This is a genomic window from Ruegeria sp. O4, assembly GCF_056535125.1.
Window position 1 is genome coordinate 276,302 of record NZ_JBQERO010000002.1, and the last position, 22,126, is coordinate 298,427.

18 protein-coding genes, 1 tRNA gene and 1 pseudogene are annotated in these 22,126 nt (G+C 57.0%); 7 read left to right on the top strand and 13 right to left on the bottom strand.

The window, feature by feature from the left end; translation table 11 throughout:
- Positions 1-80: 80 nt before the first annotated feature.
- A tRNA-Ser gene (locus ACR0J7_RS05585) sits at positions 81-170 on the top strand.
- Positions 171-521: 351 nt separating this feature from the next.
- Here the strand turns inward: ACR0J7_RS05585 and ACR0J7_RS05590 are convergent.
- From ACR0J7_RS05590 to ACR0J7_RS05600, 3 genes are read right to left on the bottom strand one after another with little or no spacing between them, the layout of a single operon-like run.
- Positions 522-2,225, bottom strand: a complete 1,704-nt coding sequence (locus ACR0J7_RS05590) for a recombinase family protein (protein ID WP_480913530.1) — start codon at positions 2,223-2,225, stop codon at positions 522-524.
- Positions 2,222-2,638 (bottom strand): DUF2924 domain-containing protein, encoded by a 417-nt coding sequence (locus ACR0J7_RS05595; protein WP_480913532.1) that lies wholly within the window; start codon positions 2,636-2,638, stop codon positions 2,222-2,224. The genes ACR0J7_RS05590 and ACR0J7_RS05595 overlap by 4 nt, the downstream gene beginning before the upstream one ends.
- Positions 2,635-2,865 carry a DUF3489 domain-containing protein gene (locus ACR0J7_RS05600; RefSeq protein WP_480506338.1) on the bottom strand — a complete coding sequence of 77 codons (231 nt, stop codon included), beginning with the start codon at positions 2,863-2,865 and terminating at the stop codon, positions 2,635-2,637. Before ACR0J7_RS05600 ends, ACR0J7_RS05595 begins: the two co-directional genes overlap by 4 nt.
- 463 nt (positions 2,866-3,328) lie before the next feature.
- Between ACR0J7_RS05600 and ACR0J7_RS05605 the strand changes: the two genes are divergently transcribed.
- The 4 genes from ACR0J7_RS05605 (at position 3,329) to ACR0J7_RS05620 (ending at position 8,157) form a co-directional block, all read left to right on the top strand.
- Positions 3,329-4,723: a site-specific DNA-methyltransferase gene (locus ACR0J7_RS05605; protein WP_480604333.1), complete on the top strand. Its 1,395-nt coding sequence runs from the start codon at positions 3,329-3,331 to the stop codon at positions 4,721-4,723.
- Complete coding sequence (locus ACR0J7_RS05610; RefSeq protein WP_480506340.1) at positions 4,716-5,150, top strand: DUF5681 domain-containing protein; 435 nt, start codon at positions 4,716-4,718, stop codon at positions 5,148-5,150. Before ACR0J7_RS05605 ends, ACR0J7_RS05610 begins: the two co-directional genes overlap by 8 nt.
- Entirely contained in the window at positions 5,137-6,615 is a 1,479-nt protein-coding gene (gene terL, locus ACR0J7_RS05615) for a phage terminase large subunit (RefSeq protein ID WP_480898941.1), read from the top strand. Before ACR0J7_RS05610 ends, terL begins: the two co-directional genes overlap by 14 nt.
- Before the next feature lie 156 nt (positions 6,616-6,771).
- Positions 6,772-8,157, top strand: a complete 1,386-nt coding sequence (locus ACR0J7_RS05620; protein ID WP_480898938.1) for an IS1182 family transposase — start codon at positions 6,772-6,774, stop codon at positions 8,155-8,157.
- A 197-nt stretch (positions 8,158-8,354) separates the two neighbouring features.
- Here ACR0J7_RS05620 and ACR0J7_RS05625 read toward each other — a convergent pair whose 3' ends face one another.
- The 7 genes from ACR0J7_RS05625 to ACR0J7_RS05655 are packed head-to-tail and all read right to left on the bottom strand — an operon-like array spanning position 8,355 to position 16,693.
- Positions 8,355-9,740 (bottom strand): M20 family metallopeptidase, encoded by a 1,386-nt coding sequence (locus ACR0J7_RS05625; protein WP_480472952.1) that lies wholly within the window; start codon positions 9,738-9,740, stop codon positions 8,355-8,357.
- 12 nt (positions 9,741-9,752) lie between these two features.
- Positions 9,753-11,159 (bottom strand): amidohydrolase, encoded by a 1,407-nt coding sequence (locus ACR0J7_RS05630; protein WP_480472950.1) that lies wholly within the window; start codon positions 11,157-11,159, stop codon positions 9,753-9,755.
- A 20-nt stretch (positions 11,160-11,179) separates the two neighbouring features.
- Positions 11,180-12,184 (bottom strand): ABC transporter ATP-binding protein, encoded by a 1,005-nt coding sequence (locus tag ACR0J7_RS05635; RefSeq protein ID WP_480473306.1) that lies wholly within the window; start codon positions 12,182-12,184, stop codon positions 11,180-11,182.
- Positions 12,181-13,158, bottom strand: coding sequence for an ABC transporter ATP-binding protein (locus tag ACR0J7_RS05640; protein WP_480472948.1), 978 nt, complete (start codon positions 13,156-13,158; stop codon positions 12,181-12,183). Before ACR0J7_RS05640 ends, ACR0J7_RS05635 begins: the two co-directional genes overlap by 4 nt.
- Entirely contained in the window at positions 13,155-14,078 is a 924-nt protein-coding gene (locus ACR0J7_RS05645; protein WP_480472946.1) for an ABC transporter permease, read from the bottom strand. The genes ACR0J7_RS05640 and ACR0J7_RS05645 overlap by 4 nt, the downstream gene beginning before the upstream one ends.
- Positions 14,075-15,052, bottom strand: coding sequence for an ABC transporter permease (locus ACR0J7_RS05650; protein WP_480473304.1), 978 nt, complete (start codon positions 15,050-15,052; stop codon positions 14,075-14,077). Before ACR0J7_RS05650 ends, ACR0J7_RS05645 begins: the two co-directional genes overlap by 4 nt.
- A 60-nt stretch (positions 15,053-15,112) precedes the next feature.
- Positions 15,113-16,693: an ABC transporter substrate-binding protein gene (locus ACR0J7_RS05655; RefSeq protein ID WP_480506343.1), complete on the bottom strand. Its 1,581-nt coding sequence runs from the start codon at positions 16,691-16,693 to the stop codon at positions 15,113-15,115.
- Between the two features lie 180 nt (positions 16,694-16,873).
- Between ACR0J7_RS05655 and ACR0J7_RS05660 the strand changes: the two genes are divergently transcribed.
- Complete coding sequence (locus tag ACR0J7_RS05660; RefSeq protein ID WP_480506344.1) at positions 16,874-17,785, top strand: LysR family transcriptional regulator; 912 nt, start codon at positions 16,874-16,876, stop codon at positions 17,783-17,785.
- On the opposite strand, the gene ACR0J7_RS05665 is transcribed toward ACR0J7_RS05660, so the two are convergent.
- A complete protein-coding gene (locus ACR0J7_RS05665) occupies positions 17,782-19,323 on the bottom strand; it encodes a M81 family metallopeptidase (protein ID WP_480913533.1) in 1,542 nt (513 codons plus the stop codon). The genes ACR0J7_RS05660 and ACR0J7_RS05665 overlap by 4 nt on opposite strands.
- Positions 19,324-19,390: 67 nt before the next feature.
- Between ACR0J7_RS05665 and ACR0J7_RS05670 the strand changes: the two genes are divergently transcribed.
- Complete coding sequence (locus ACR0J7_RS05670; protein ID WP_480492790.1) at positions 19,391-19,975, top strand: RES family NAD+ phosphorylase; 585 nt, start codon at positions 19,391-19,393, stop codon at positions 19,973-19,975.
- A gap of 217 nt (positions 19,976-20,192) precedes the next feature.
- Here the strand turns inward: ACR0J7_RS05670 and ACR0J7_RS05675 are convergent, their stop codons facing one another.
- Positions 20,193-21,752, bottom strand: coding sequence for an acetolactate synthase large subunit (locus ACR0J7_RS05675; protein WP_480913534.1), 1,560 nt, complete (start codon positions 21,750-21,752; stop codon positions 20,193-20,195).
- Positions 21,753-21,873: 121 nt separating this feature from the next.
- Positions 21,874-22,059, bottom strand: a pseudogene (locus ACR0J7_RS05680) (hypothetical protein); the annotation flags it as partial.
- Between the last annotated feature and the right edge of the window lie 67 nt (positions 22,060-22,126).

The window sequence follows — 22,126 nt, forward strand, 5'->3', positions numbered from 1 at the left end:
GACCGCTGCGCGGGCTTCGGCAAGAAATCCCGATTTCGACTTGCCTCTGACCGAACTTGCGCTTAGACCCTGCCTTCGACGGGGAGGTGGCAGAGTGGTCGAATGCGGCGGTCTTGAAAACCGTTGGGCGTGAGAGCGTCCCCAGGGTTCGAATCCCTGTCTCCCCGCCACTCATACCTGTCTCACTTCAGTTGTGTTTTCTGACCCGAAATTGTGTCGCAATTTCCGCGAGTTGGCGCGTGCGCTTTCAATCAGAGACGGAGCGGACTGTACATTCAGAGCGCAATTCCGGCCGCAGTCTCAGTGCCGCATTTTGGCGGGGTCGCTTTGGGCTGGATTTCCCTGATAACCTGCAATTTACAGGGAATTTTCGCGAAACAGGTCTGAGTTCCGTTATTTCACCTGTCGGAACTGTATGTTTTTCAGAGGTTTATGTTGCAAATTCCCTAAAAAGTGGAACAGGGAACTTCCTCGCGGGAACAGAGAATTGTTCCACCGGATCAGGTAGGGCAAACCCTATATCAGGGACGCAGGATTTGAAGCAATAAAAAGCCGAACTGGCGTTCCTGTTCGGTCCAGTCAACTGGGTGGGTCACGCTGACCAGACGCTTGAGTGTGAGTTCGGGCGGCTGAGTGCCGTCGAGAATCGCGGCTTGAATCTTCGGTGAGAGAAACGCGAGCTGGGAACGGGTACGGATGAAGGCGCAGGGAACGCTCTCGCGGCGTGCAATCTCCATCAGTTGAACTCCGGATTTCAGATCTCGGGCCCAGCCATGGGCGCGGATCAGCATGGACCGGAGGTGGGGATCAGGTTGGGGTGCCATATCTCCGGCGATGACCTTGGCCTCGACGCCGCGGCGGCGCAGATCGAAAGATGCGGTGACGTGGGTGAGATCCGGGTGCAGATGGTCCGCAGCAATACCAACTGCGCTTGCCAGAGTCTTGGGGTTTAACTCGAGTTCAAAGTGTCCTCGTGCAATTTCGCCGCTGGCCAGAAGAGCAGCGCCCACATAACCGCCTTGGCGTTGAAGCCGAGTCACCAAATCGGCAATTGACGTCTGGATCACCGCGGCTGACCCAGCCTCGGGCTGCGCCAGTACTTGGTGCGCGGCGGCGGCCTCTTGAAGATGTCTGGCGATGACATCAATGACTGCGTTTTCCAGCGCCGGGCCGGGCAGTCGCCAGCCGGAGGTATCCTTGCCGCCCGAGATCAGTCGATTGGAGACGTAATAGCGCAACCGTCGGCCTTTGCGCGTGGTGTGGGTTGGCGTCAACCGATCACCAGTTTCGTCCTGCAGCAGACCAGTGAGCCAGGCGCCGGGGTCATTGGTGCGTTGGCGCGCATCAGGTGAAGGGTCTGCACGGGATCGCTGCGACGCTTCGCGCATTTTCTCCTGCACCCGGTCCCAGATGTCCTGGTCGATGATCGCCGGATGTTGCCCGTCCCAGATCTTATCCTTGTGCCGGATTTTTCCGAGGTAAACCGGGTTGCGCAGCAGATAATAGATCTGGCCGCGTGACAGCGGGCAATTCCCCTTCACGCTTCCATCCGCCCGAACAGCCCGTTTTGATCGCAGGTCTTCTGCCGTTGCCCGCTCTTCTACTTTGCGCAGGCAACCCAGCTCATCATAGAGCCCAAAGAGATGCCGGACCGTTCTGGCCTCATCCTCATTCACGACCAGCGTTCTTGCTTTTGGGTCGGGGTGGCGGTCATAGCCGAGCGGCAGGTTGCCGCCCATCCAAAGCCCCTTTTTCTTAGACGCTGCAATCTTGTCGCGAATACGTTCCGCGGTGACTTCCCGTTCAAACTGAGCAAAGGACAAGAGTACATTCAGGGTCAACCGACCCATGGATGAGGAGGTGTTGAATGCTTGTGTGACGGACATAAAAGAACAGTTCGCTTGTTCCAGCCGTTCGACCAGCTTGGAGAAGTCGGCGAGCGATCGGGTCAGCCGGTCGATCTTGTAGACCACAACCATGTCGATGCGCCCGACATCTATCTCTTCAAGAAGGCGCTGAACGGCAGGGCGCTCTAGGGTGCCGCCCGACGGGCCACCGTCATCGTAGCGGTCTGGCAAAAGGGTCCAACCTTCGTGCCGCTGGCTGGCGACATAGGCCGCGCAGGCCTCATACTGAGCGTCCAGCGAATTAAAGTCCTGGTCCAGTCCACCTTCTGAGGACTTGCGCGTATAGATCGCGCATCGGATTTTACGGCGCGGGCTCATTTGGCGGTCTTTCGGGTGAGTCCGAAAAAACGCGGCCCTGACCAATGCGCGCCGGTAATCTCTCGGGCTATGGCTGAGAGCGAGCGATAGGACCGACCGTTCCAAGTGAAGCCGTCCCCTGTCACATCGACCATATGGGTCACGCCATTCCACTCGCGCAGCAGGCGCCCGCCGGGTTTAAGAGCAGGGCAGGCTGGCCGGGGTTTTTTCTCGGAACCCTTTTCCAGCGTGGCTTTGACCTGCCGGGGTAGCCCGCCATGACAGCGGGACTGCATCTCAAAGGCGATAAAACGGCGCAGGAAGGGTTGGCTGAGCATGGCGGGCGCGGGTTGATCAAACAGTTGCTGCCAAAGCGTGACCAGATCCGATCGACTCATGGCGGCCAGATCGGCGACGTCGCTGGTCTTGGTCATGACTCTTCTCCTGTTCCCGCCGTCAGGTGATACGTGGATGATCCATTTTGTTTGTCGGATGTCCGCCGTTCAATCGTCGCGCCTTTCTTCCGTAACCCACTCAATGCCGCTCGGACCGAATGAGGCTGCCACCCCGTTGCTTTGCAGAGCGCCTCAAGGCTGGCACCGTTCGGGCGACGCAACAAAGCTTGCACCTTGTCAATTTTGGTTGGTTTGGATTTGGACATGTATTGTCTCCTCTGATCTGGGGCTGGCGGAATGCCGAACCCCCGTACCGAGGAGCGCCCGAATGGCTCGGGCGTGGGTTCAGTGATGCGTGGTTCGCAGCAACAGTCCAGCTCTTTCTGGGGCAATCCGAAGAGGGCTGTGTTATGTCGGGTGTTGCTGCTGTACCCCCGATTATTCGTCAACAATCTTAATTGGTTACTTTTTGCTTGGGGGTTGCAATTGCAAAAGCCCGCGCATAGATTCTAGCCAGCCCTGCAAGGGACAAGGTCCCACGGGGAGGTGAATACATCTCCCAGGCAGCATTCGGCGCCGCATTTTTCGAAGCGGATAAGACCGAGAGCATTCGAAGGGGCAACGAACCGGATCGATTGGTCCGGAGAGTTGCTATTCGTGCTCTCTCCGAATTCCCAACACGATCCTTTCTTGTCGACGCTAACGAGCGTCAAACGAAAGGAGGCGGCAATGCCTACTAAGAAAACACAGAGCGACGCCAAGGCGTCCAAAACGCCGATCTGGATGGCGGACAAAGTCATTCAATCCCAGATCAGCCAGATCAAGCTCTACGACAATAACAACCGCGTGCATACGGCCAAGAACATCGACAAGCTGAAGGCGTCGGTGGCCAAGTTTGGCTTTGTCACCCCGATCCTGTTGGATGGTTCGGGCACAATCATAGCGGGTCACGGCCGCTATGAAGCCGCCAAGGCTCTGGGGTTGATGTCGGTGCCGACTGTTGTCGCGGATCACTTGTCAGACGCGGAAGTGCGCGCTCTGCGCATTGCGGATAACAAGCTGGCGGAGTTGTCCGACTGGAACGAAGCTGCTCTGCAGATTGAATTTGCCGAGCTGATGGATCTCAGCCTTGATGGCGAGCTGGACTTTGATCTGGACATCACCGGGTTCGAAACACCGGAGATCGACATTATCATCGACGGCACGGGCGAGGCCACGGAGACCGAAGCAGAATCTGTTGAGACGCCGAACCCTGCGGCACCCGTAGTCACGGAGCCGGGCGACCTTTGGGTTCTCGGAGATCATCGCATCTTCTGTGGGGATTCCTTGCAAGCCCAGAGCTACGACACTCTGCTAAAGAGCGAACGCCCGCAGATGGTGTTCACAGATCCTCCTTATAATGTAGCGGTCAATGGGCATGTTCGCTGTGGCACCGGTGGCGATCATCGCGAGTTTGCCATGGCGTCAGGAGAAATGTCGGCCAGCGAATTCCGTAGCTTTCTCTCGGACGTGAACAACCGGCTGATTGACTGCCTGCCGGACGGAGGCATCGCGATGATCTGCATGGACTGGCGTCACATTGAAGAACTGATTGCGGCCGGCAAGGCAGGCGGCTTTGATCTCATCAATCTTTGCGTCTGGAACAAGACGAACGGCGGGATGGGCAGCCTTTATCGTTCCAAGCACGAGCTGGTCGCGATCTTCAAGAAACCAGGTGCGGCGCATATCAACAATGTCGAACTGGGAAAACACGGGCGCAACCGGACCAATGTCTGGGACTATGCCGGTGTGAACAGCTTTGGGGCAGGGCGTGAAGCGGATCTCGCTGATCATCCCACGGTGAAGCCGACAGCCTTGGTTGCAGATGCCATCATGGATGTGAGCCACCGCGGTGATGTTGTGCTGGATACCTTTGGCGGATCCGGCGCGACGTTGTTGGCAGCTGAGAAAACTGGGCGCCGGGCGCGGCTGATTGAGCTCGATCCGGCTTATGTCGATGTCGCCATCCGCCGTTGGCAGGAGATGACCGGTGAGAGCGCCGTGCACGCGGTAACAGGCCAGACGTTCGATGCGCATTCTGCGGCAACTGATGCCACCTCAGAGCTGGAGGTGGGTCATGTCTGACAATACGAAAGAGTATGAGGTCGGCTACGGCAAGCCGCCCAAAGCAACCCGGTTCCAAAAAGGGCGATCCGGAAATCCGAAAGGACGACCGAAAGCTGCCAAAGGCGTGAATGCCAGCCTGAAACGCGAACTGGAAACCAAGATCACAGTCCGCGAAGGCAACCACGAAACCCGAATTTCCAAGGCGGAGGCAATTGCAAAGCGGCTCATGGCAGGTGCTTTGAAGGGCGACACGAAATTGCTGATGGCGCTTCTTAAGGTCGACTCTGATCTGTTTGGCGGTTCAGATGATGGGAGCGGACAGGCCAGCGCTGCTTTGGAAGGGCCGGATAAGGTCGACTACGACATCCTCCGGGATTTCTTTTCCAGCCAATTGGACGGTGACGGCGGTGCGGAAGATGAGGAGGCGGAAGATGACGGCTCCTGATCCAAAAATGGTCCTGCAAGCCGCGCGCGAGGTTTGCCGGGACAATTTCTTTCCCTTTGTTTGGCGTGTGTTTGACACGCTGCACCAAGGAACTGACCACAGTTTTGATCCGGCTTGGCATGTGCGGGCCATGTGCCATGAGTTGGACAACGTTCGCGTCGGCGAGAACAAGCGGTTGATTATCAACATTCCGCCCCGGTGCCTGAAATCGGTCACCGTGGCCGTTGCCTATGTCGCTTATCTTCTCGGTCATAACCCCAGCGCCAAGATTATTGTTGCCAGCTACGGGCTGGATCTGGCACGCAAACATTCCGAGGATTGTCGTCGGATCATGTCTGCGCGCTGGTACCGGGGAATGTTCCCTGAAACGGTCTTGGCTAAAAAAGGCAACACCTCAGAAGAAATCCGCACCACAAAGGGAGGCAGCCGTAAGGCTGTCTCCATCGGAAGTTCTGTGACTGGACATGGCGCTGACTACATCATCATCGATGACCTGCTGAAAGCCGGCGATGCGGGCTCCGAAGCTGAACTGGTCAAGGCACAGGAGTTCATTGAGGGGACCTTGCTGTCGCGCTTTGACAACCCGTCCGAAGGGCGTGTGGTTATGGTTGCACAGCGGTTGCACGAGATGGATCCGCCGGGTTATCTGCTGGACCGCGGTACCTATCGGCACCTGAACCTGCCTGCCATCGCCGAAGACCATGAGACAGTGCCTCTTGGGCGTGGAAGGGTCATGTGCCGCAAACCGGGTGATCTCCTTTGCCCGTCCCGTTTGGATCAGGACACGCTGGATACCAAGCGTCGTGAAATGGGCGCAGCCGTGTTCAATTGCCAGTATCAGCAGAACCCCATTGCTCCCGACGGGTCACCCCTGCGCTGGGAGTGGTTTGGTACCTACAAGACTATCCAAGATCGCCGCTGGTATCAGCTTGTCGTTCAAAGCTGGGATACGGGGATGTCTGCGGATCCCCGGTCCGACTTCTCGGTCTGTACAACCTGGGGGTTCCGAGAAAATGCGTGGTACCTTCTCGACGTCTGGCGTGGGCAGGTGGACTACCCAGACCTGAAAGCCAAGGCACTGCAGCTTGTCAGTCGCTGGGATCCGGATCGAGTTCTGATCGAGGATGCCGCTTCTGGCAAACCGCTTTTGGACGAATTGTTTCGTGATGACCGTCGGCGCTATGAACGCATTAGACCTGACAAGGACAAGGAAACCCGGTTCCAGTCCGCGTGCGGTCCTATCGAAGAGGGCAAGGTGTATCTGCCTGCAGACGCGCCCTGGCTGGCGGCGTTCAAACGGGAACTGCAGTCCTTTCCACGCGGTCGCAATGACGATCAGGTCGACAGCTTTGCCCACTTTCTGAACTGGTCCAAGGGATTGGGATTCTACCGCGCGCTAGGCCATGATCATCAGATAAACATCGAACGTCGCGAGCGCCGTCGCGAGCGGATCAGACGGCGGTAGAACAGAAACCAAAGTTCGAGGCCGGTAGTCGGCCTAGAACCGCCCAGCGAAACCTTGGTCATTGGGTCCGAACGGCGTATTTTGTTGAAAAACTCTTCCTTGATCGAGGGCTGAACTGCTGATTCAATTCCTTTAGTGGGGGGGGGAGGACCAGCCATGATGGGACCGAAGCAGGAAGCGCAGGCGGCGTTGTTCTACGAATTTTCTCTTGAGAATCATATTCCCCAAGACCACCTGCTGCGCTCGATTGATCGCTTTGTCGATCTGGGTGGCATCCGCGCCTATCTCGCAGATTTCTACAGCCACACCGGTCGGCCATCCGTCGATCCTGAGCTGCTGATCCGGATGCTGCTGGTGGGATATTGCTTCGGCATCCGATCTGAACGGCGGCTTTGTGAAGAGGTGCATTTGAACCTGGCCTATCGTTGGTTTTGTCGCCTCGATCTGACTGACTGCGTGTCTGATCATTCGACGTTTTCCAAGAACCGACATGGTCGGTTCCGTGAGAGTGAGCTGCTGCGTCATCTGTTCGAGACGACTGTTGCGCGTTGCATCGCGGAAGGTTTGGTCAGCGGCCAGCGCCTGGCAATTGATGCCAGCCTGATCGAGGCGGATGCCAACAAGCAGAATTCGACACCCAAAGAAGATTGGTGCGTCTCCGACATCGACCCGGCAGATGCGCCTCGCGCCGTTCGCGAGTATCTCGATACGTTAGATGAAGCTGCATTCGGTGCCGCCAGCGAAGTCCAGCCCAAGTTCACATCCCATTCCGATCCTGCCAGCCAGTGGACGGCAGCGCGTAAAGGGCCAGCATTCTTTAGCTATTCTGACAATTATCTGATCGACACCGACCATGGCGTCATCGTCGATGTCGAGGCGACCCGTTCGATCCGACAAGCCGAGGTCGGATCAACCAAAACCATGCTGGACCGGGTAGAGGATAAGTTCGATCTGCATCCCGAACGGCTGATCGCGGACACCGCCTATGGCACCGGGCCGCTCCTGGGTTGGCTTGTCGACCGCAAGATCGCACCACATATCCCGGTCTTCGATAAGTCCGGCCGCAACGATGGCACCTGGACCCGCGCCGACTTTGAGTGGGACGCAGAAAACGATCAATATGTCTGTCCAGAAGGTCACGCCCTGAAGCAGTTCCGCCGTAACTACTCAGACCCGAACAGGGGGCCGACTGGCAAGGGCACTGCACGTTATCGCGCCTTGAAAGAGGTCTGTCAGATCTGTCCATCCAAAGCCAAATGCTGTCCAAACACCGAAGCTCGCAAGATCACCCGTGAGGAGCACGAAGACGCCCGTCAGGTCGCACGCGACATCGCCAAGACCAAGCAATACGAGATCTCGATGAAACTCAGAAAGAAGGTCGAGATGCTTTTCGCCCACCTCAAACGCATCCTCGGGATGGGACGGCTCCGATTACGTGGCCCATGCGGTGCAAATGACGAATTTCTCCTCGCCGCCACAGCCCAAAACCTCCGCAAACTGGCCAAGATATTCCCTGCACCGCAGCAAATGCGCAAAGCCTGAATGGAAACGCACTCGCGCTCTGTTCAAAGCACCACTTTCTGCGTCAGCAACCGTTGTTTTTCAACAGAATGGGCGGACAGCTGACTTTCGCTGCATATGCGAGAGCAACTCTACCAATCTGTGAAAGCGGTCATTTACAGTCAGATATGCGATACACGCCCGATCCAGGTACGGATGAAGTCCTTTGTGGCGCGGGATCAGAGCGACCTGGCAAGGTCGCCAATATCCCAAAAAAGCCCGGCCATTGCGCGCAATGCATCACGCGAAACTGACTTTAACACGTGCTCGTTTGGCGCGTGCTGCGAACAGCCGCGATAGGAGTGCGGCACCCAAACCGTTGGGAGACCGAGCAAATCGGAAAAGACCTCGTTGGGCAAGGAACCGGCGAGATTTGGCAGGACATGGGGTGGCTTCCCACACGTTTTTTCAAGCGAACGCGCGACAAAAGACACCCACGGATGGTTGGGCGACGTTCGCGTTGCATCAAAGAAGCTGCGGTCATGAGGCTTGATCTGAACGATCTCAAAACCTCTCGCATCAAGGTGGCGTCGAAGGGCGGGCAGGATATCGGATTGGTTAGTGCCAACAACGAAGCGGAGCTGGCAGGCGGCTATGGCAAATCCCGAGATCGCGTTGACCGGTGCCTCGGGGACACCGCTTTTCATTGCGAGGACCGCAAAACTGTTCCAGCCGAAGACGCGTTCGGCCGGTGTCAGGCCTTCCTCTCCCCAATTCTCGTCAATCTTCGGACCACCATCCCCGCCAACCGGCAAGTTGCGCAGGGTGTCCCGGATGTCTTCAGTCAGGCTGGTCGGCCGCCATTCTGGTATTTGGATTTGGCCCCGCACATCGGTGATCGTCGAGAGGGCTTGTGCAAGGATCATCGCGGGGTCGGCAAGCAAACCGCCCCAGTTACCCGAATGGTGCGCGCCGTCTCTTAGATCAACGATGAGGTCGAACGAATTGCCGCCCCTTGCCCCCATGAACAACGTGGGCGTGTCGGACTGAAGGCGCGGCCCGTCCGATGCGATCAGGACGTCTGCGGCTAGGTTGTCCTTGTGCTTGGCGCAAAACTCCGACAACCCCGGTGATCCCATTTCTTCGCCCATTTCAATGAGAATGCGCATGTTGAAGCCGAGCGCTCCACGGGCCTCAATGACAGCGCTCAGCGCCGCCAAATTGATGAGATGCTGCCCCTTATTGTCGGCTGTTCCGCGTCCATAGAGGCGGTCGCACTCATCAACCAGTCGAAATGGGTGAAGCCCGTCGCGCCATTGATCCGTTTGCGCGCGGATCACGTCGCCATGCCCGTAGGACAGGATTGTCGGACGCGTGTCGTCCTCGATGCGCTCTGCAACCAAGATCGGTCCGGCATCGTGCACAGGGTTCGGGTAGATTTCACAGGAGAACCCGAGTCTGCTCAGGCGCGGAACGAGGGCTTCCTCAAGATAGCGCGGAAGCTCCGCGGCTTTTTCTTGTGTCTGGCTCTCCGTCTCATGGGCAACCAGTTCGCTAAGTTCTGTTGCAAATTGACCGGTGTCGAAAAACTGGGCGGCGTTGTCTATTGCAGAGGCGCGGGTCACGGTTGTTTTGCCTCAGACAGGTGGACGCACGTCGTCCGGGATCGGACATGTGTAAGGTGTTTGGCCCAGATGGTCTTGATGCGTCGCGCATGCAGCTTCGATGCGCGAGGGATCCTCAACCAGTCGACAAGCTGTCGCGGCCATTGCTTTTGCCGCGTAGACCATGCCTTTGTGAGCCGCGGGCGCCTTGCCTTGTGCCACTGTTTGCCACGTATGAAACGGCGTTCCTATAGCACAGGTGGCAACTCGTGCCTGAACGGTTGGGACTGCCCAACTCACGTCGCCAACATCTGTCGAGCCTTCGCCGCCATCGCTGTGGCGATCAAGAGGTGCGATGAAGTCGCAGAGTGCGAGATTTTTTTTGGGCTTAGCACCGATCCGCTTGAAGGTCGTATTGATGTCAGCGGCGGTTAATGTGGTCTGAATGTCGCGGGCAAAACTGAGATCTGCCTCGTCAAAGGCGACGGGTCCAAGTTTCTCTAGCTCGTGCTGCATGGTTTCTTCCAAAGGACGGTTGCCAAGCAGGTTTGAAACGCCGGAAAAGACCTGGCTGGTAACTTGCGTTCCTGTCATCAGCGCCGCGCCGTCCGCAATCTTTCGGACGCGCGTAACCAAATCGGCGAGGTCCGGTAGCGAGCTGGCGCGGACGAGTTGGCGCACTGTGGCCTTGGCCTGCACCACGTTCGGCGCAACACCACCTGCATCGAGATAGGCGTAGTGAACCCGGGCGCTGTCGGGCATGTGCTCGCGCAGGTAATTTACACCGATGTTCATCAGTTCAACCGCATCAAGCGCCGACCTACCCAATTCCGGTGCACCCGCCGCATGGGCAGCTTTTCCATGAAAAGTGAAATCGATCCGGGTGTTCGCGAGCGATCTGGCCTCATTCACGCCTGTGAAGGTCGCTGGATGCCACGAGATGGCTGCGTCGACATCATCGAACAGTCCTTCGCGCACCATGTATGTCTTGGCCGCGCCCCCTTCTTCAGCGGGGCAGCCATAGTATCGCACACGGCCCTTGATGCCGTTTTCGGCCAGCCAGTCTTTCACCGCCGTCGCGGCCAAGAGTGCGGCGGCCCCTAAAAGATTGTGACCACACCCATGCCCGTTGCCGCCCTCTTCAAGCGGCTGATGTTCAGCCACACCTGGCGCTTGGCTCAGATATGGCAGCGCATCGAACTCGCCGAGGATGGCAATCACCGGACCCTCGTCTCCTGCTTCGCCAATCACGGCCGTAGGAATGCCAGCTGCGTTCTCTGTTATCTTGAAGCCCTGAGCGCGTAACATCTGCACATGTTCGGCGACGGACTTGTACTCGGCATAAAGCGTCTCGGGCGTGTCAAAGACTCGATCTGACAAGGCGATAAAATCATCACGATGGCGGTCGACGTGGTCCCAGATCGGATCGGCGTTTTTCAAGGGGCTCTCCAGCTTCTCGTTCAAACGGTTTCGGCGTGTTCCAGCAGGCAAGCCGTTTCGCGCCCGCCGCGCCCCGCTTTCAGTTCAGGAACAGTGGTGCGGCACTCAGCGGTCGCCACCGGGCAACGCGGGTGGAAGGTACATCCAGATGGCGGATCGAGCGGCGACGGAATTTCCCCCTCAATCGGGGCAAACTCACGCCGGCGCTGATCAAGGCGCGGAGCCTCTGCAAGCAGCGCTTTCGTGTAGGGATGGCGTGGGTCCGAAAAAATTTCCTCAGTCGATGCGCTCTCGACAATGCGGCCCAGATACATGATCGCCACGCGGTCGGCGATGTGTTCGACGACGCTCAGGTCATGGCTGATGAACAGATAGGTCAGGCCCAGCTCTTCGCGCAGATCCATGAACAAGTTGATAACCTGCGCCTGGATCGACACGTCCAGCGCAGCGATGGCTTCGTCGCAGACAAGGAACTTCGGCTTCACGGCGAGCGCACGTGCAATTCCAATCCGTTGCCTCTGACCGCCGGAAAACTGATGCGCGTAACGCCGCTTGAGCGACGGGTCGAGGCCGACCTTGCGCATCACGTCGTCCACGTATTCCGCACTCTCTGCCTTGCGGACGATCCCATGCATACGCGGTGCTTCGCCGATGATATCTTCGACGCGCATTCGCGGATTTAGGCTGGCAAAGGGGTCCTGGAAGATCATCTGAATTGCGAGGGTCGCCGCGCGTTTGTCGGTGCCGTTCAACGTCGCAACATCTTTGCCTCCGTAGAACATCTGTCCGTCACTTGCAGGGTGAATGCCGGCAACAACACGTCCCAAAGTGGACTTGCCGCAGCCGGATTCGCCGACCAATCCCAGAACCTCACCCTTTTGAATCGACAGGTTCACGTTATCGACAGCATGGACCGTTTCTTCCCGGATGTTTGCGCCAAGTCGCTGTGCGATTTTCCCCGCGACGTCCAAACGTTTGGTGAAGCGCTTCGAAACGCCTCGGATTTCAACGAGCGGCTCACTCAAAGCGTCGTCTCCTTGGTGCGTTGCGGATTGAAACAGCGAAGGCTGCGGCCATCCACGTCCTTAATCGGGGGGCGCTTGGAACACGCTGCCGTTCGGGCCTGACAACGCGGTCCAAAGGCGCATCCTTCAGGCAGGGCGAGCATGTTTGGCGTCATCCCTTCGATCTGGAACAAACGCTGCCCGCGCCGGTTCGCCGTCGGAACCGATCCGAGAAGCCCGACCGTATAGGGATGCAACGGACGGTCGATAACATCGTCGATACTGCCTTGCTCAACGATCCGTCCTGCGTACATCACCGAAATCCGGTCCGCGAGCCCTGCCACAACGGCAAGGTCATGCGTGATCCAGATCATCGCGGTTCCCGTGCGTTTCGTCAGCTTCTGTGCCTCGTGGATGATCTGCGCCTGAATTGTCACGTCGAGCGCTGTCGTCGGCTCGTCGGCAATAATGAGGTCCGGCTGGTTCAAGAAGGCTGTCGCAATCGCCACGCGCTGCCGCATCCCACCGGAAAGCTGATGCGGATAGGCTTGCAATCGCTCTTCCGGCGATGGGATGCCAACCAAACCAAGCGCATCACGGCTTCTTTCCCAGGCGGTTTGGCGGCTTACGTTTTCATGGGCGAGAATGGCCTCGATCATCTGCGTATCGACGCGCAGGACCGGGTTGAGAGTCATCATCGGATCCTGAAAGATCATCGAGATTCGGTTGCCACGCAAGGTCTTGAGTCGCTCTTCCGGTGCGTTCGCGATCTCGTCACCATTAAAACGGATTGACCCATCGACGATGCGCCCGGGAGGATCGATCAGCCCAAGGATGGAAAACCCGGTGATCGACTTGCCCGACCCGGACTCACCCACCAGACCCATTACCTCGCCCTTGGAGACGGTGAAATCCACACCATCTACGGCCTTGACCACACCCGCGTGCGTGAAGAAGTGGGTCTTTAGCCCGCTGACTTCGAGTACTGCCGTCATTTCTTCAACCTCGGGTTCAAAACATCGCGCAAATGGTCGCCCACAAGGTTGATGGACACGACCGTCAGCAAGAGCGCGATGCCGGGGAAAACGGATATCCAGTAGCGCCCGGACAGCATGTACTCGAAGCCATTTGCGATCAGCACCCCAATCGACGGTTCAGTCTGTGGAAGGCCTACGCCAAGAAACGAAAGCGTCGCTTCCAATGAGATTGCGCTGGCGGTTTGCACCGTGCCAACGACGATCAGAGGCGCCATGCAATTCGGAAGGATATGGCGAAAGACGATCCGGGGTCGCGATATTCCAAGGCATTGCGCGGCTTCGACATATTCCTTGCCACGCTCGACAAGCGCGGTCGCGCGAACCGTGCGGGCGTAATAAGCCCATTGCGCGATCACGAGGGCGAGGATGATCTTGTCGACACCCTTACCAAGTGCCGCAACCATCATCAGCGCAACAAGCGATGCCGGGAACGACAGTTGAAGATCCACGATGCGCATGATGAACGCTTCGGTCCGGCCTCCGGCGTAGGCCGCGACCAGACCGATCGCCATACCGATCAGAAGGGCAATCACCCCAGATGCAAGCCCAACGGTCAGAGAAATACGCAAGCCATAGAGAATTGCCGAGTAGAGATCGCGTCCAGACCCGTCCGAACCGAGCCACATCGTGTATCCGTCGAATGCTTCGGAACCTGGAGGCAAGCGCCCATCCATGACGCTGACCTGGCCAAGATCGTAGGGGTTCTGCGGCGTGATCCAGGGTGCCAGGATGGCCAGCAGAACGATGATCAGGAATATGCCGAGCGCCGCTGTTGCGATCCTGCTTTCGAAGAACTCGGCCCGAAATCGCTGGAACGGCGTCTCGACTTTAGGGGACTTGGCGGGGGTCAGAGAATGATCTGTGACGGTGTCGGTCATGCGCCCTGATCCTGCAAACGAACCCTCGGATCGAGGATCGAGTAGAGTATGTCGACGATCAGATTGATCAGCACGAAGAACAGTACGATGATCATCAGATAGGCGACGACGACAGGCCGATCCAATTGCAGTATTGCGTCGATCAGCAGTTTGCCCATTCCCGGCCACGCGAAGATTGATTCAGTCACCACCGAGAACCCGATCAAACTACCGAATTCGAGGCCCATGACGGTCACTACCGGGATCATGATGTTTTTCATTACATGCACCAGAATGATGCGTCGGGTCGAAAGCCCTTTGGCCCGGGCATACTTCACGTAATCCTGTCCCATCGCTTCCCGGACACCCGCTCGGGTAAGGCGGATTGCCAGTGAAATCTTAAGAAGCGCTAGGTTGAGAGCAGGCAGGAAGATGTGGCTCAACCCATCGAGCGTAAAAAGGCTGCTGTGAATCCCAAGAAACGAGCCGATATCGCCGCGCCCTGTCGCTGGGAGCCATCTAAGTTCTACGGCAAACAGCATGATGAGCATAAGCCCGACCCAGAAGGTCGGCAGCGAAAACCCAAGGATTGAGCCAGCCATAATGCCCTTGGACAGCGGGCTGTCGGGATAGAGCCCGGCATAAAGACCCAATGGAATACCGATCACGATAGCAAGAAAGAGTGCACTGAAGGCCAGTTCCATCGTGGCAGGCATATGGTGCAGGATCAGTTTGAGCGCGGGCTCACCGAAGACGAAACTGTCGCCGAGGTCACCCTGTGCAGCACCTTTGAGGAACAACCAGTACTGTTCCCAAATAGGCCGATCCAATCCAAGCCGTCGAATTGCAGCTTCGATGTCAGCCTGATCCGCGTCGGGGCTGACCAGCATGTAGACCGGGTCACCAACGATATTGACGCCGAAAAAGACAATCACCGACATCAGGAAGACAACAAGCATTGCTTGCTGCAATCGGCGAATGACAAAAACGGTCATGAGGACATTCCCTGGGCAAAGGCTCCGGGCCGCTGCGAAGGCGGCCCGGATGCATTGCGATTACTCTTTCACGACGCCTGTCGCGAGAGTGTACTCGTCGGTCCGAGGGATGTAGCTCAGACCTTTTTTGGCCGCCCAGGTGTTGACCTGGAAGTGAGTCGGAATGATCGCCACATTCTCGATCGCGCGCTCTGTCGCCGCGGCGAGTAGTTCCTGCCGCTTTGCGTCATCGACTGTTCGCAGGGCTTCTTCGATCAACGCGTCGGTTTCAGCATCCGAGTGCCGGCCACGGTTCGATGATCCAAAGCCCGCATCCTTGTCATGGGTGTGGATCAGCGATTTGAGAGGCGAGGACGCTTCGCCGGACCCCGCGCCCCATCCGACGAGGATAAAGCTGAACTCCGGCAGACCCTCCGGGCTGCCTTTGGACGCGCGTCCAAAGTATACCGAACGCGGCATTGTTTCGACTGCTGTCTTGATGCCCACACGGGTCAACATTTGCGCAATTGCCTCGGCAATTTTGGCGTCGTTGATGTAGCGGTCATTTGGCCCATGGATTGTCATTTCAAATCCATCGGGATAACCGGCTTCAGCCAGAAGTGCTTTAGCACCGTCCGGGTCATAAGCCACCACGTCCAGATTGTCGGACACGCCAAAGAATCCCTCGGGCAGAAGCTGGCCAGCGGGCAGCGCAACCCCCTCCATGACACGCTCAACGATCGCGTCGCGATTGATCGCCATGCTGATCGCCTTCCGGACTCGGACGTCCATGAGCGGGTTCTTTATATCGCCACCACCGTTGGCCTTCACAAAGGGTGAATCCTCACGGAATTGGTCCATGTGAAGATAGATCACTCGGTTGGACACGCCCTGGCTCAGCTGGATACCATCGTTGCCCTTAAGTGTTGTGATATCGGTCGTCGGAACGCCCGATATCATGTCGACGTCACCGGCAAGAAGCGATGCAACACGGCTCGGACCGGACGTGATTGGGCGGAATTCCACCTCGGACCAGATCGGTGCATCACCCCAGTATTCGTCGTTCCGTACCAGCACGATGCTTTCACCCGGCGTGTAACTTTGGAACTTGAACGGCCCTGTGCCGATGGCGGCCGTACCCGCGTTGAAGTCTTCCGTCGTTGCTTCGCAGCCCACTTCTGAGATCACAGGGATCGTGGAAATGTCGTTGCCCATCAACGGATAAGGTGCGGCCGTTTTGAAGTGCACCGTGTAGTCATCGATCTTGACGACTTCCTTACCCTTAAGATAGGTGCCGTATCCCGATGGAGAGTTCGGTACGTCCGGCGCGCGCGCCATGGTGCAGACGACGTCGTCCGCCGTGAAGTCGCTTCCGTCGTGAAACTTTACGCCCTCACGCAGCTTGAACTCCCAAGTCAATTCATCAATTGGCTCCCAGGACACGGCAAGACCCGGCGATAGGCGCTGCTTCTCATCCTGCGCGATCAGCCGGTCAAAGATGTGCACGGACATGGCGTTGTTCGGACCAAGGTTATGAAAATGCGGATCGAGTGACGTCGGCTCCGAAGCGAGGCCGATCGTCAGTTTTTCCGCCGAAACAGCACCGGCGCCGAAAGCCAAAATGCCGACAGCGACGGCTGTCGCAGATGTGAGTTTCCTCATCAAAAAGACTCCCTGTTGATTTGGCGCTTGTGAATAGGCGAATCCCTGGCCGATCCCGCGCCCTGTAAAAAAGGCTAGCTACCGCAAAAAACATTGCCAATACTCAATGCTATGCAACTCTGCATAGACCAATCCAAGAGTTTGGATGTTCAGCCGCTCAAACTGGGGGAGTAACGTAGCATGACGGAACACCGACACAGACTGCGCGAGTTTGAGGCCCTGAGAGCCGTAATCACGACTGGTACAACCATCGGCGCCGCGCGGCGAATGGGGATTTCGCAGTCTGCCGTAAGCCGGTCCTTGTCCCAACTCGAGGCCCGTGTTGGGCGATCGCTCTTTCTCCGCCGATCGGGACGTATTGACCCAACAGACGAAGCATTGCGTCTCAACGAAAAACTGGACCCAATCTTCGAGACGCTTGCGGACATCGAGGGCGCAGAATGGGCTACTCCGGATAACGAGCCGTTGCGCCTGATCGTGCCGCCAACTCTGGCGCATCACTTTGTCATCTCTAGGGTGGCCAGTTTTCTCAAGAAGAATGAGGGAAAGCAGCTTCAATTGGATATTCAGGCCACGGACGTGCTTGTCGCTGGCATTCTCGACCTCCGCTATGATCTCGGCTTGACGAGTGCGATGATCCAACGAACGGGTGTTCACCTAATGCCCTGGCGCCGCAGTCAGGTGGTTTGCGCCATGCCGAGCAACCATCCGCTGTCGGAAAAACGAGTGGTGACGCCGCACGACCTTGAAGGCGTCGCGCTGATCGAGTTTCTGCGAAGGCTGGGGACGCGAGCGATCACCGAAAAGATCTTTGCGCGCGCTGGAATTCGTCCAAAACAAGTCGCTGAAACAGCAACGAATATGGCCGCTTTGGAGCTTGTCCGCGAGGGTTTGGGTGTGACGCTGATCAACCCGTTCCCGTTACTGTCGTCGGGGATGGAAGGCGTTGTCGTCAGACCATTTGACGCCGCCATCTTCTATGACACCAGCTTCGTTTTACCATCAGGCCGACCGCCGTCGCAACTTGCCCGCCAGTTCATGCAGTTTGTCAAATTGACGACGCCACATGACAAGTATTCAGAGCCCGTCTAGCGCAACATTTGCTCCGCCCGCGAGGTATCGAAGTCCATCGGAAAGTTCGGTCGTGGCAAATTAGCAAACGGCCAGCGGTCGTGAACTGGCGACGTAAGCCCGCCCGTGTCGACCTCAAATACCTGGTTTGGCCCAAACCAGTTGGAAAACCCGGCCCGAAAGTGGCCTCGGGATTTCACAACAACAGTCCGGGCAGCCGCAATATCCAGCCCGAACATATGAAAGAACACGGGGTCGGCAGTCTGTGTGCGATCGGTGATCACCACCACGGTGATACCACCAATACGAAGCGCAGCGGATGGCCCTAGGGCCAATCTCCGACCAGCCGTCATGCCCAGTTCACCTACCACATCTCCATTATGGAGACCCAAGACCTCTGCATCCGCCTCAAAAGGCACATCCCATTGCGCCCAGAAAGCGCTGGAATCGGAAGACCGGTTGAATCGTGCCCTGAATTTGCCGCCGACACCGATGCCATGGGCTTCGTTCGCAAGTTCCGGATCACAAAAGGAACCGAATAGGCATTCTTCGACTTTTGCCGCATGAAGAGCGGCTAACAGTTCCGTCGTCCTGCCACTGCCGCCGCCACCAGGATTGTCACCGGCATCGGAGAAAATCACAGGCGTGCGCGCTTGGTCAGCGGAAATTGAGATCGCTTCCGTCACGGATGTCAGTTTCCGAACGAAATCCTTCCTCAATGACCAGGCCATGTCTGCCAATTCTTCCGCCAGTGCATTGGCCGCCTTCTGGTCCTCACGCGCGGTGACAACGATGCTCAGACCGTTGTCGGGCGTGTCGGAGAAAAGAAAATTACCGAAGATCGATACGTTTAGAATCTCACCTCGACCTTCGGCTTGTCGTCGCTGACCATGGTCGATCAGCGCGCCATACGGGTGCTCGGCACTTAGCAGGGTCACGGATGCCGGAACAAGAGGCAGTTTAACATGCGCGGTTTGGGGCCGGACGCCCGAAGCCAAAACCCGGCGCAACGAAAAGGCGGCTTCCTCGCCACGTTCTATTTGATCGACGTGAGGATTGGTCCGATAGCCGACGATCAGGTCACAGGCATCGACCATCCGTTGTGAGATATTTGCATGCAAATCGAGTGTCGCGATGACAGGTACGTCCGGTCCGACAACTCTCCGAATGCGTGACATCAACAAACCGTCGGGGTCGTGGTCGTGCTCGGCAACCATCGCGCCGTGATTGCAGATGTAGACTGCGTCGACAGGGCCAGCTGAGCGAAGCATGTCTTCCGAAGTCACCATGATCTCTTCGATCACGGTTTTTCGTACTGGACCTGCGGGATGGCTGGCTGCCAAGATACAGGGTACCGGCGTCCAGTCGCCCGTAGCATCCATCGCCCGGACAAAGGCCGCAAATTCTATTGCCAGCTTTGGTGTCGCGGATCTGGCTTCAGATATCAAAGCATCGCTTGTAAGCCATGTCAGAGACTTAAAGTCTGACAAATCAGCCGGGGGTGCAAAGCGATTTGACTCGAGAATTGCGCCAAGGAGGGCGATCTTTGGAGCCGTCATGCGAGAGGCCTTTGGAAATGCAACACAGTGCGAGGAAACATGAGTAAGTGATTTCAATCAAGATATCATGCGTCTTCTCTGTTCTAGGAAAACCACTGCCGCCTTGCGTCTTTCCTATAACGCGACGCGCAAACGATCAGTGCCACCCGTTATGCTGACAGAAGTTTCCGGAGAATTCGTAAAGATTGTTTGGGCCGATGACCCAGACGTTCACCTCATGCGCGGCGCACCGGATCGCCCACCCGCCCGGTTCAATCGCCGGGGGCAGGACGCTTTGTATCTGAGCCCTGATGTCGAAAGCGCAAAAGTCGCTATTGGTCAGGACGTTAGGAAGGATGATCGCCCGCGGGTTGTGCTGACCTTCGAGGTGGAACGATGTGCGTTATTCGATCTGCGCAGCCCCGAAGCCGCGGATATCTATGCACTCGCCAGTCAGCCCTGGCGCAAACTCTTAGCTGCGGGCGGAGAGCCGTCTTCATGGCTCGCTGCTGATCGGCTCAGAACAGATCGGCATATCGGGTTGATTGACCCTTCGCGAAGGCGTCCGGGTCTTTGGCACATAACTTTATTTCGATGGAGCGAGCCAGGCGCACCTGGCGTGTTTCGGCGTAGTGAAGTGAAGCCGGTTTCCGTCCTGCCGGATTATCGGTGACGTTTAAGGTGCGACCAACTATCATTTCGCAATTATGGTCATCGCGAAAATTGGCTGTGTGGAGGACATTGTCATGAGTTCTCTTCTGGCACGCCAATGACATTTTTTTGCATGTTGTTTGAGCGCTCGTGACAGTCTGCTTTCAGTGCCAAAATGTAGCTTCGCTTTGGGTAACGAAAGGCGGCTTTGGGCCGCCCGTTTCAAAAAGAATTTGTGTTCAAGATGCTGGCGGGCACATGACTTCGATCAAGGAAGGGCCGTCACGTGATAGCCCCGCGGAAAGGGCTTCTGCAAAGCTATCGGTGTCTTCAATTCGTATTCCGGGAACCCCATGCCCTTTAGCGAGCGCAACCCAATCAAGCGTTGGGTTTTCCACATCAAACATTGCCTCCGCATTCTTGCCAAAACTCTCAACACCGACATTTGCCAGCTCATCTCGAAGGATTTGATAGCCGCGGTTTGCAAAAACAATCACCGTAACGTCCAGGCTTTCGCGTGCCATCGTCCACAAAGATTGCAACGTATACATGGCTGATCCATCGCCTGTTAGAGCAATTACTTTTCTATCTGGACATGCAATTGCTGCGCCGGTTGCGCACGGTAGGCAAAGCCCTATCGCACCACCGGTTCCCCCAAGCAAGTCATGTGGTCGCGCGGTTGCAGTCGGAGGAATGACGTGAAACCCGGACGTCACGGATTCATTGCAAACGATAGCATTCTCGGGAATGAGGGCCGCTAACGCTTGGCCGACTTTCGCTAGGGTGAGATCTCCGGTTGGGATTGGAGGCAGGTCGAGAGCGTATGTGTTCAGCTGTGTCTTGCTCGAAACACCAACCGCATCTGCCAGTGTTTGAAGAGTCCAGGCAATATCATCCGTCGGAGCACACAGGCTTGAAACCGTGCAACCGGCGGGCTCGGGTGTGCTCGGTTTGCCCGGGTATGCAAAGAAGGCAACGGGTTGGTCGGCGCCGATCAAAGTGATTGACGATGTCTGTTCAAGCTGAGCGATCTTGGGTGCAATTGGATACACAAGTTGATCCAATTTGGCAGCCCCGGCCCCCTTCGAAATTCGAGGGATTAGAGTATCCGCCAACAGGCGGCATCCGGTTTTGACGGAAATTTTTCCAGCCAGTACACGAAGTGGACCAAAAAGCGCGGAACCACCTATCATCAAAGCCGCGTTTGCAGTCTTCAGACGCATGGCTGCGGCCTCGATGCCTTCCAAGGACGGGCGATGAAGTGGTTGGGCCAGAATGCTATTCGTCGCAGGGCCAGTCGCTGCATCCCAAGCAGTATCGGCGGGAAGAACAAGAGTGGCGATCTGGCCGTTTTGAGATCGGGCGGCCTGGATGGCTGCGGCCCCGTCCGATGCGACGCTTGTGGCCTGATCAGAAACTCGTGTCCAATGGCTTATGGCCTGACTTACGCCAATAATGTCGCCTCTGAGTGGGCTTTCATAGCGCAGGTGATGTGTTGCGTGATCTCCCACCACATTCACGATCCCGGACCCTGATTTTCGGGCGTTGTGTAGATTGGCAAATGCGTTGCCTAGCCCCGGTGCAAGATGCAGCAGAGTGCCGGCGACGTCCCGTTTCATGCGGTAATAGCCATCAGCGGCGCCCGTCGTTCCACCTTCGAACAGGCACAGAACACAGTTCATCTCGGGATGTCTATCAAGAGCCGCAACAAAGTGCATTTCAGACGTGCCTGGATTGGCGAAAACCGTATCCACACCATTGTGAAGAAAGGTTTTGACTAACGATTCTGCGCCATTCATTCGATCACCGCCAACTCTGATTTCAACGAACTTTATGGGAGAGACAATCTAAAAGTAACTGAAAAAGCTTTCGATGATGTGCAGGCCGTCAATCGTCATCGATGCCCTCGCCCGTAAGACATGCCATGTTGAACAACGCGAAATCGCGGTGGTTTTCGGCCAGTTCAAGTCGAACTCGGGTCGCCCAGACATGCTTGGGTTTTGGCGGCCGCTTCTGACCGACGATACGTCCTTTGTTCCAGGTTGGGCGAAGCGCGCGAACGGCAGGTATGTTTGGGTTTCCATGACTGATCCTCCGATCCGCCATGCCCTCCCACAACGACAACCCGACATTGACGAGAAACAATATTACAGGATGCTGCGTCGCCTCAGAG

Coding starts and splice junctions, on each gene's coding strand:
- ACR0J7_RS05610 (WP_480506340.1), top strand. CDS start 4,716: ATGTCTGACAATACGAAAGAGTATGAGGTCGGCTACGGCAAGCCGCCC.
- ACR0J7_RS05665 (WP_480913533.1), bottom strand. CDS start 19,323: ATGACGGCTCCAAAGATCGCCCTCCTTGGCGCAATTCTCGAGTCAAAT.
- terL (WP_480898941.1), top strand. CDS start 5,137: ATGACGGCTCCTGATCCAAAAATGGTCCTGCAAGCCGCGCGCGAGGTT.
- ACR0J7_RS05670 (WP_480492790.1), top strand. CDS start 19,391: ATGCGTCTTCTCTGTTCTAGGAAAACCACTGCCGCCTTGCGTCTTTCC.
- ACR0J7_RS05620 (WP_480898938.1), top strand. CDS start 6,772: ATGATGGGACCGAAGCAGGAAGCGCAGGCGGCGTTGTTCTACGAATTT.
- ACR0J7_RS05655 (WP_480506343.1), bottom strand. CDS start 16,693: ATGAGGAAACTCACATCTGCGACAGCCGTCGCTGTCGGCATTTTGGCT.
- ACR0J7_RS05675 (WP_480913534.1), bottom strand. CDS start 21,752: ATGAATGGCGCAGAATCGTTAGTCAAAACCTTTCTTCACAATGGTGTG.
- ACR0J7_RS05600 (WP_480506338.1), bottom strand. CDS start 2,865: ATGTCCAAATCCAAACCAACCAAAATTGACAAGGTGCAAGCTTTGTTG.
- ACR0J7_RS05650 (WP_480473304.1), bottom strand. CDS start 15,052: ATGACCGTTTTTGTCATTCGCCGATTGCAGCAAGCAATGCTTGTTGTC.
- ACR0J7_RS05605 (WP_480604333.1), top strand. CDS start 3,329: ATGCCTACTAAGAAAACACAGAGCGACGCCAAGGCGTCCAAAACGCCG.
- ACR0J7_RS05595 (WP_480913532.1), bottom strand. CDS start 2,638: ATGACCAAGACCAGCGACGTCGCCGATCTGGCCGCCATGAGTCGATCG.
- ACR0J7_RS05590 (WP_480913530.1), bottom strand. CDS start 2,225: ATGAGCCCGCGCCGTAAAATCCGATGCGCGATCTATACGCGCAAGTCC.
- ACR0J7_RS05660 (WP_480506344.1), top strand. CDS start 16,874: ATGACGGAACACCGACACAGACTGCGCGAGTTTGAGGCCCTGAGAGCC.
- ACR0J7_RS05645 (WP_480472946.1), bottom strand. CDS start 14,078: ATGACCGACACCGTCACAGATCATTCTCTGACCCCCGCCAAGTCCCCT.
- ACR0J7_RS05640 (WP_480472948.1), bottom strand. CDS start 13,158: ATGACGGCAGTACTCGAAGTCAGCGGGCTAAAGACCCACTTCTTCACG.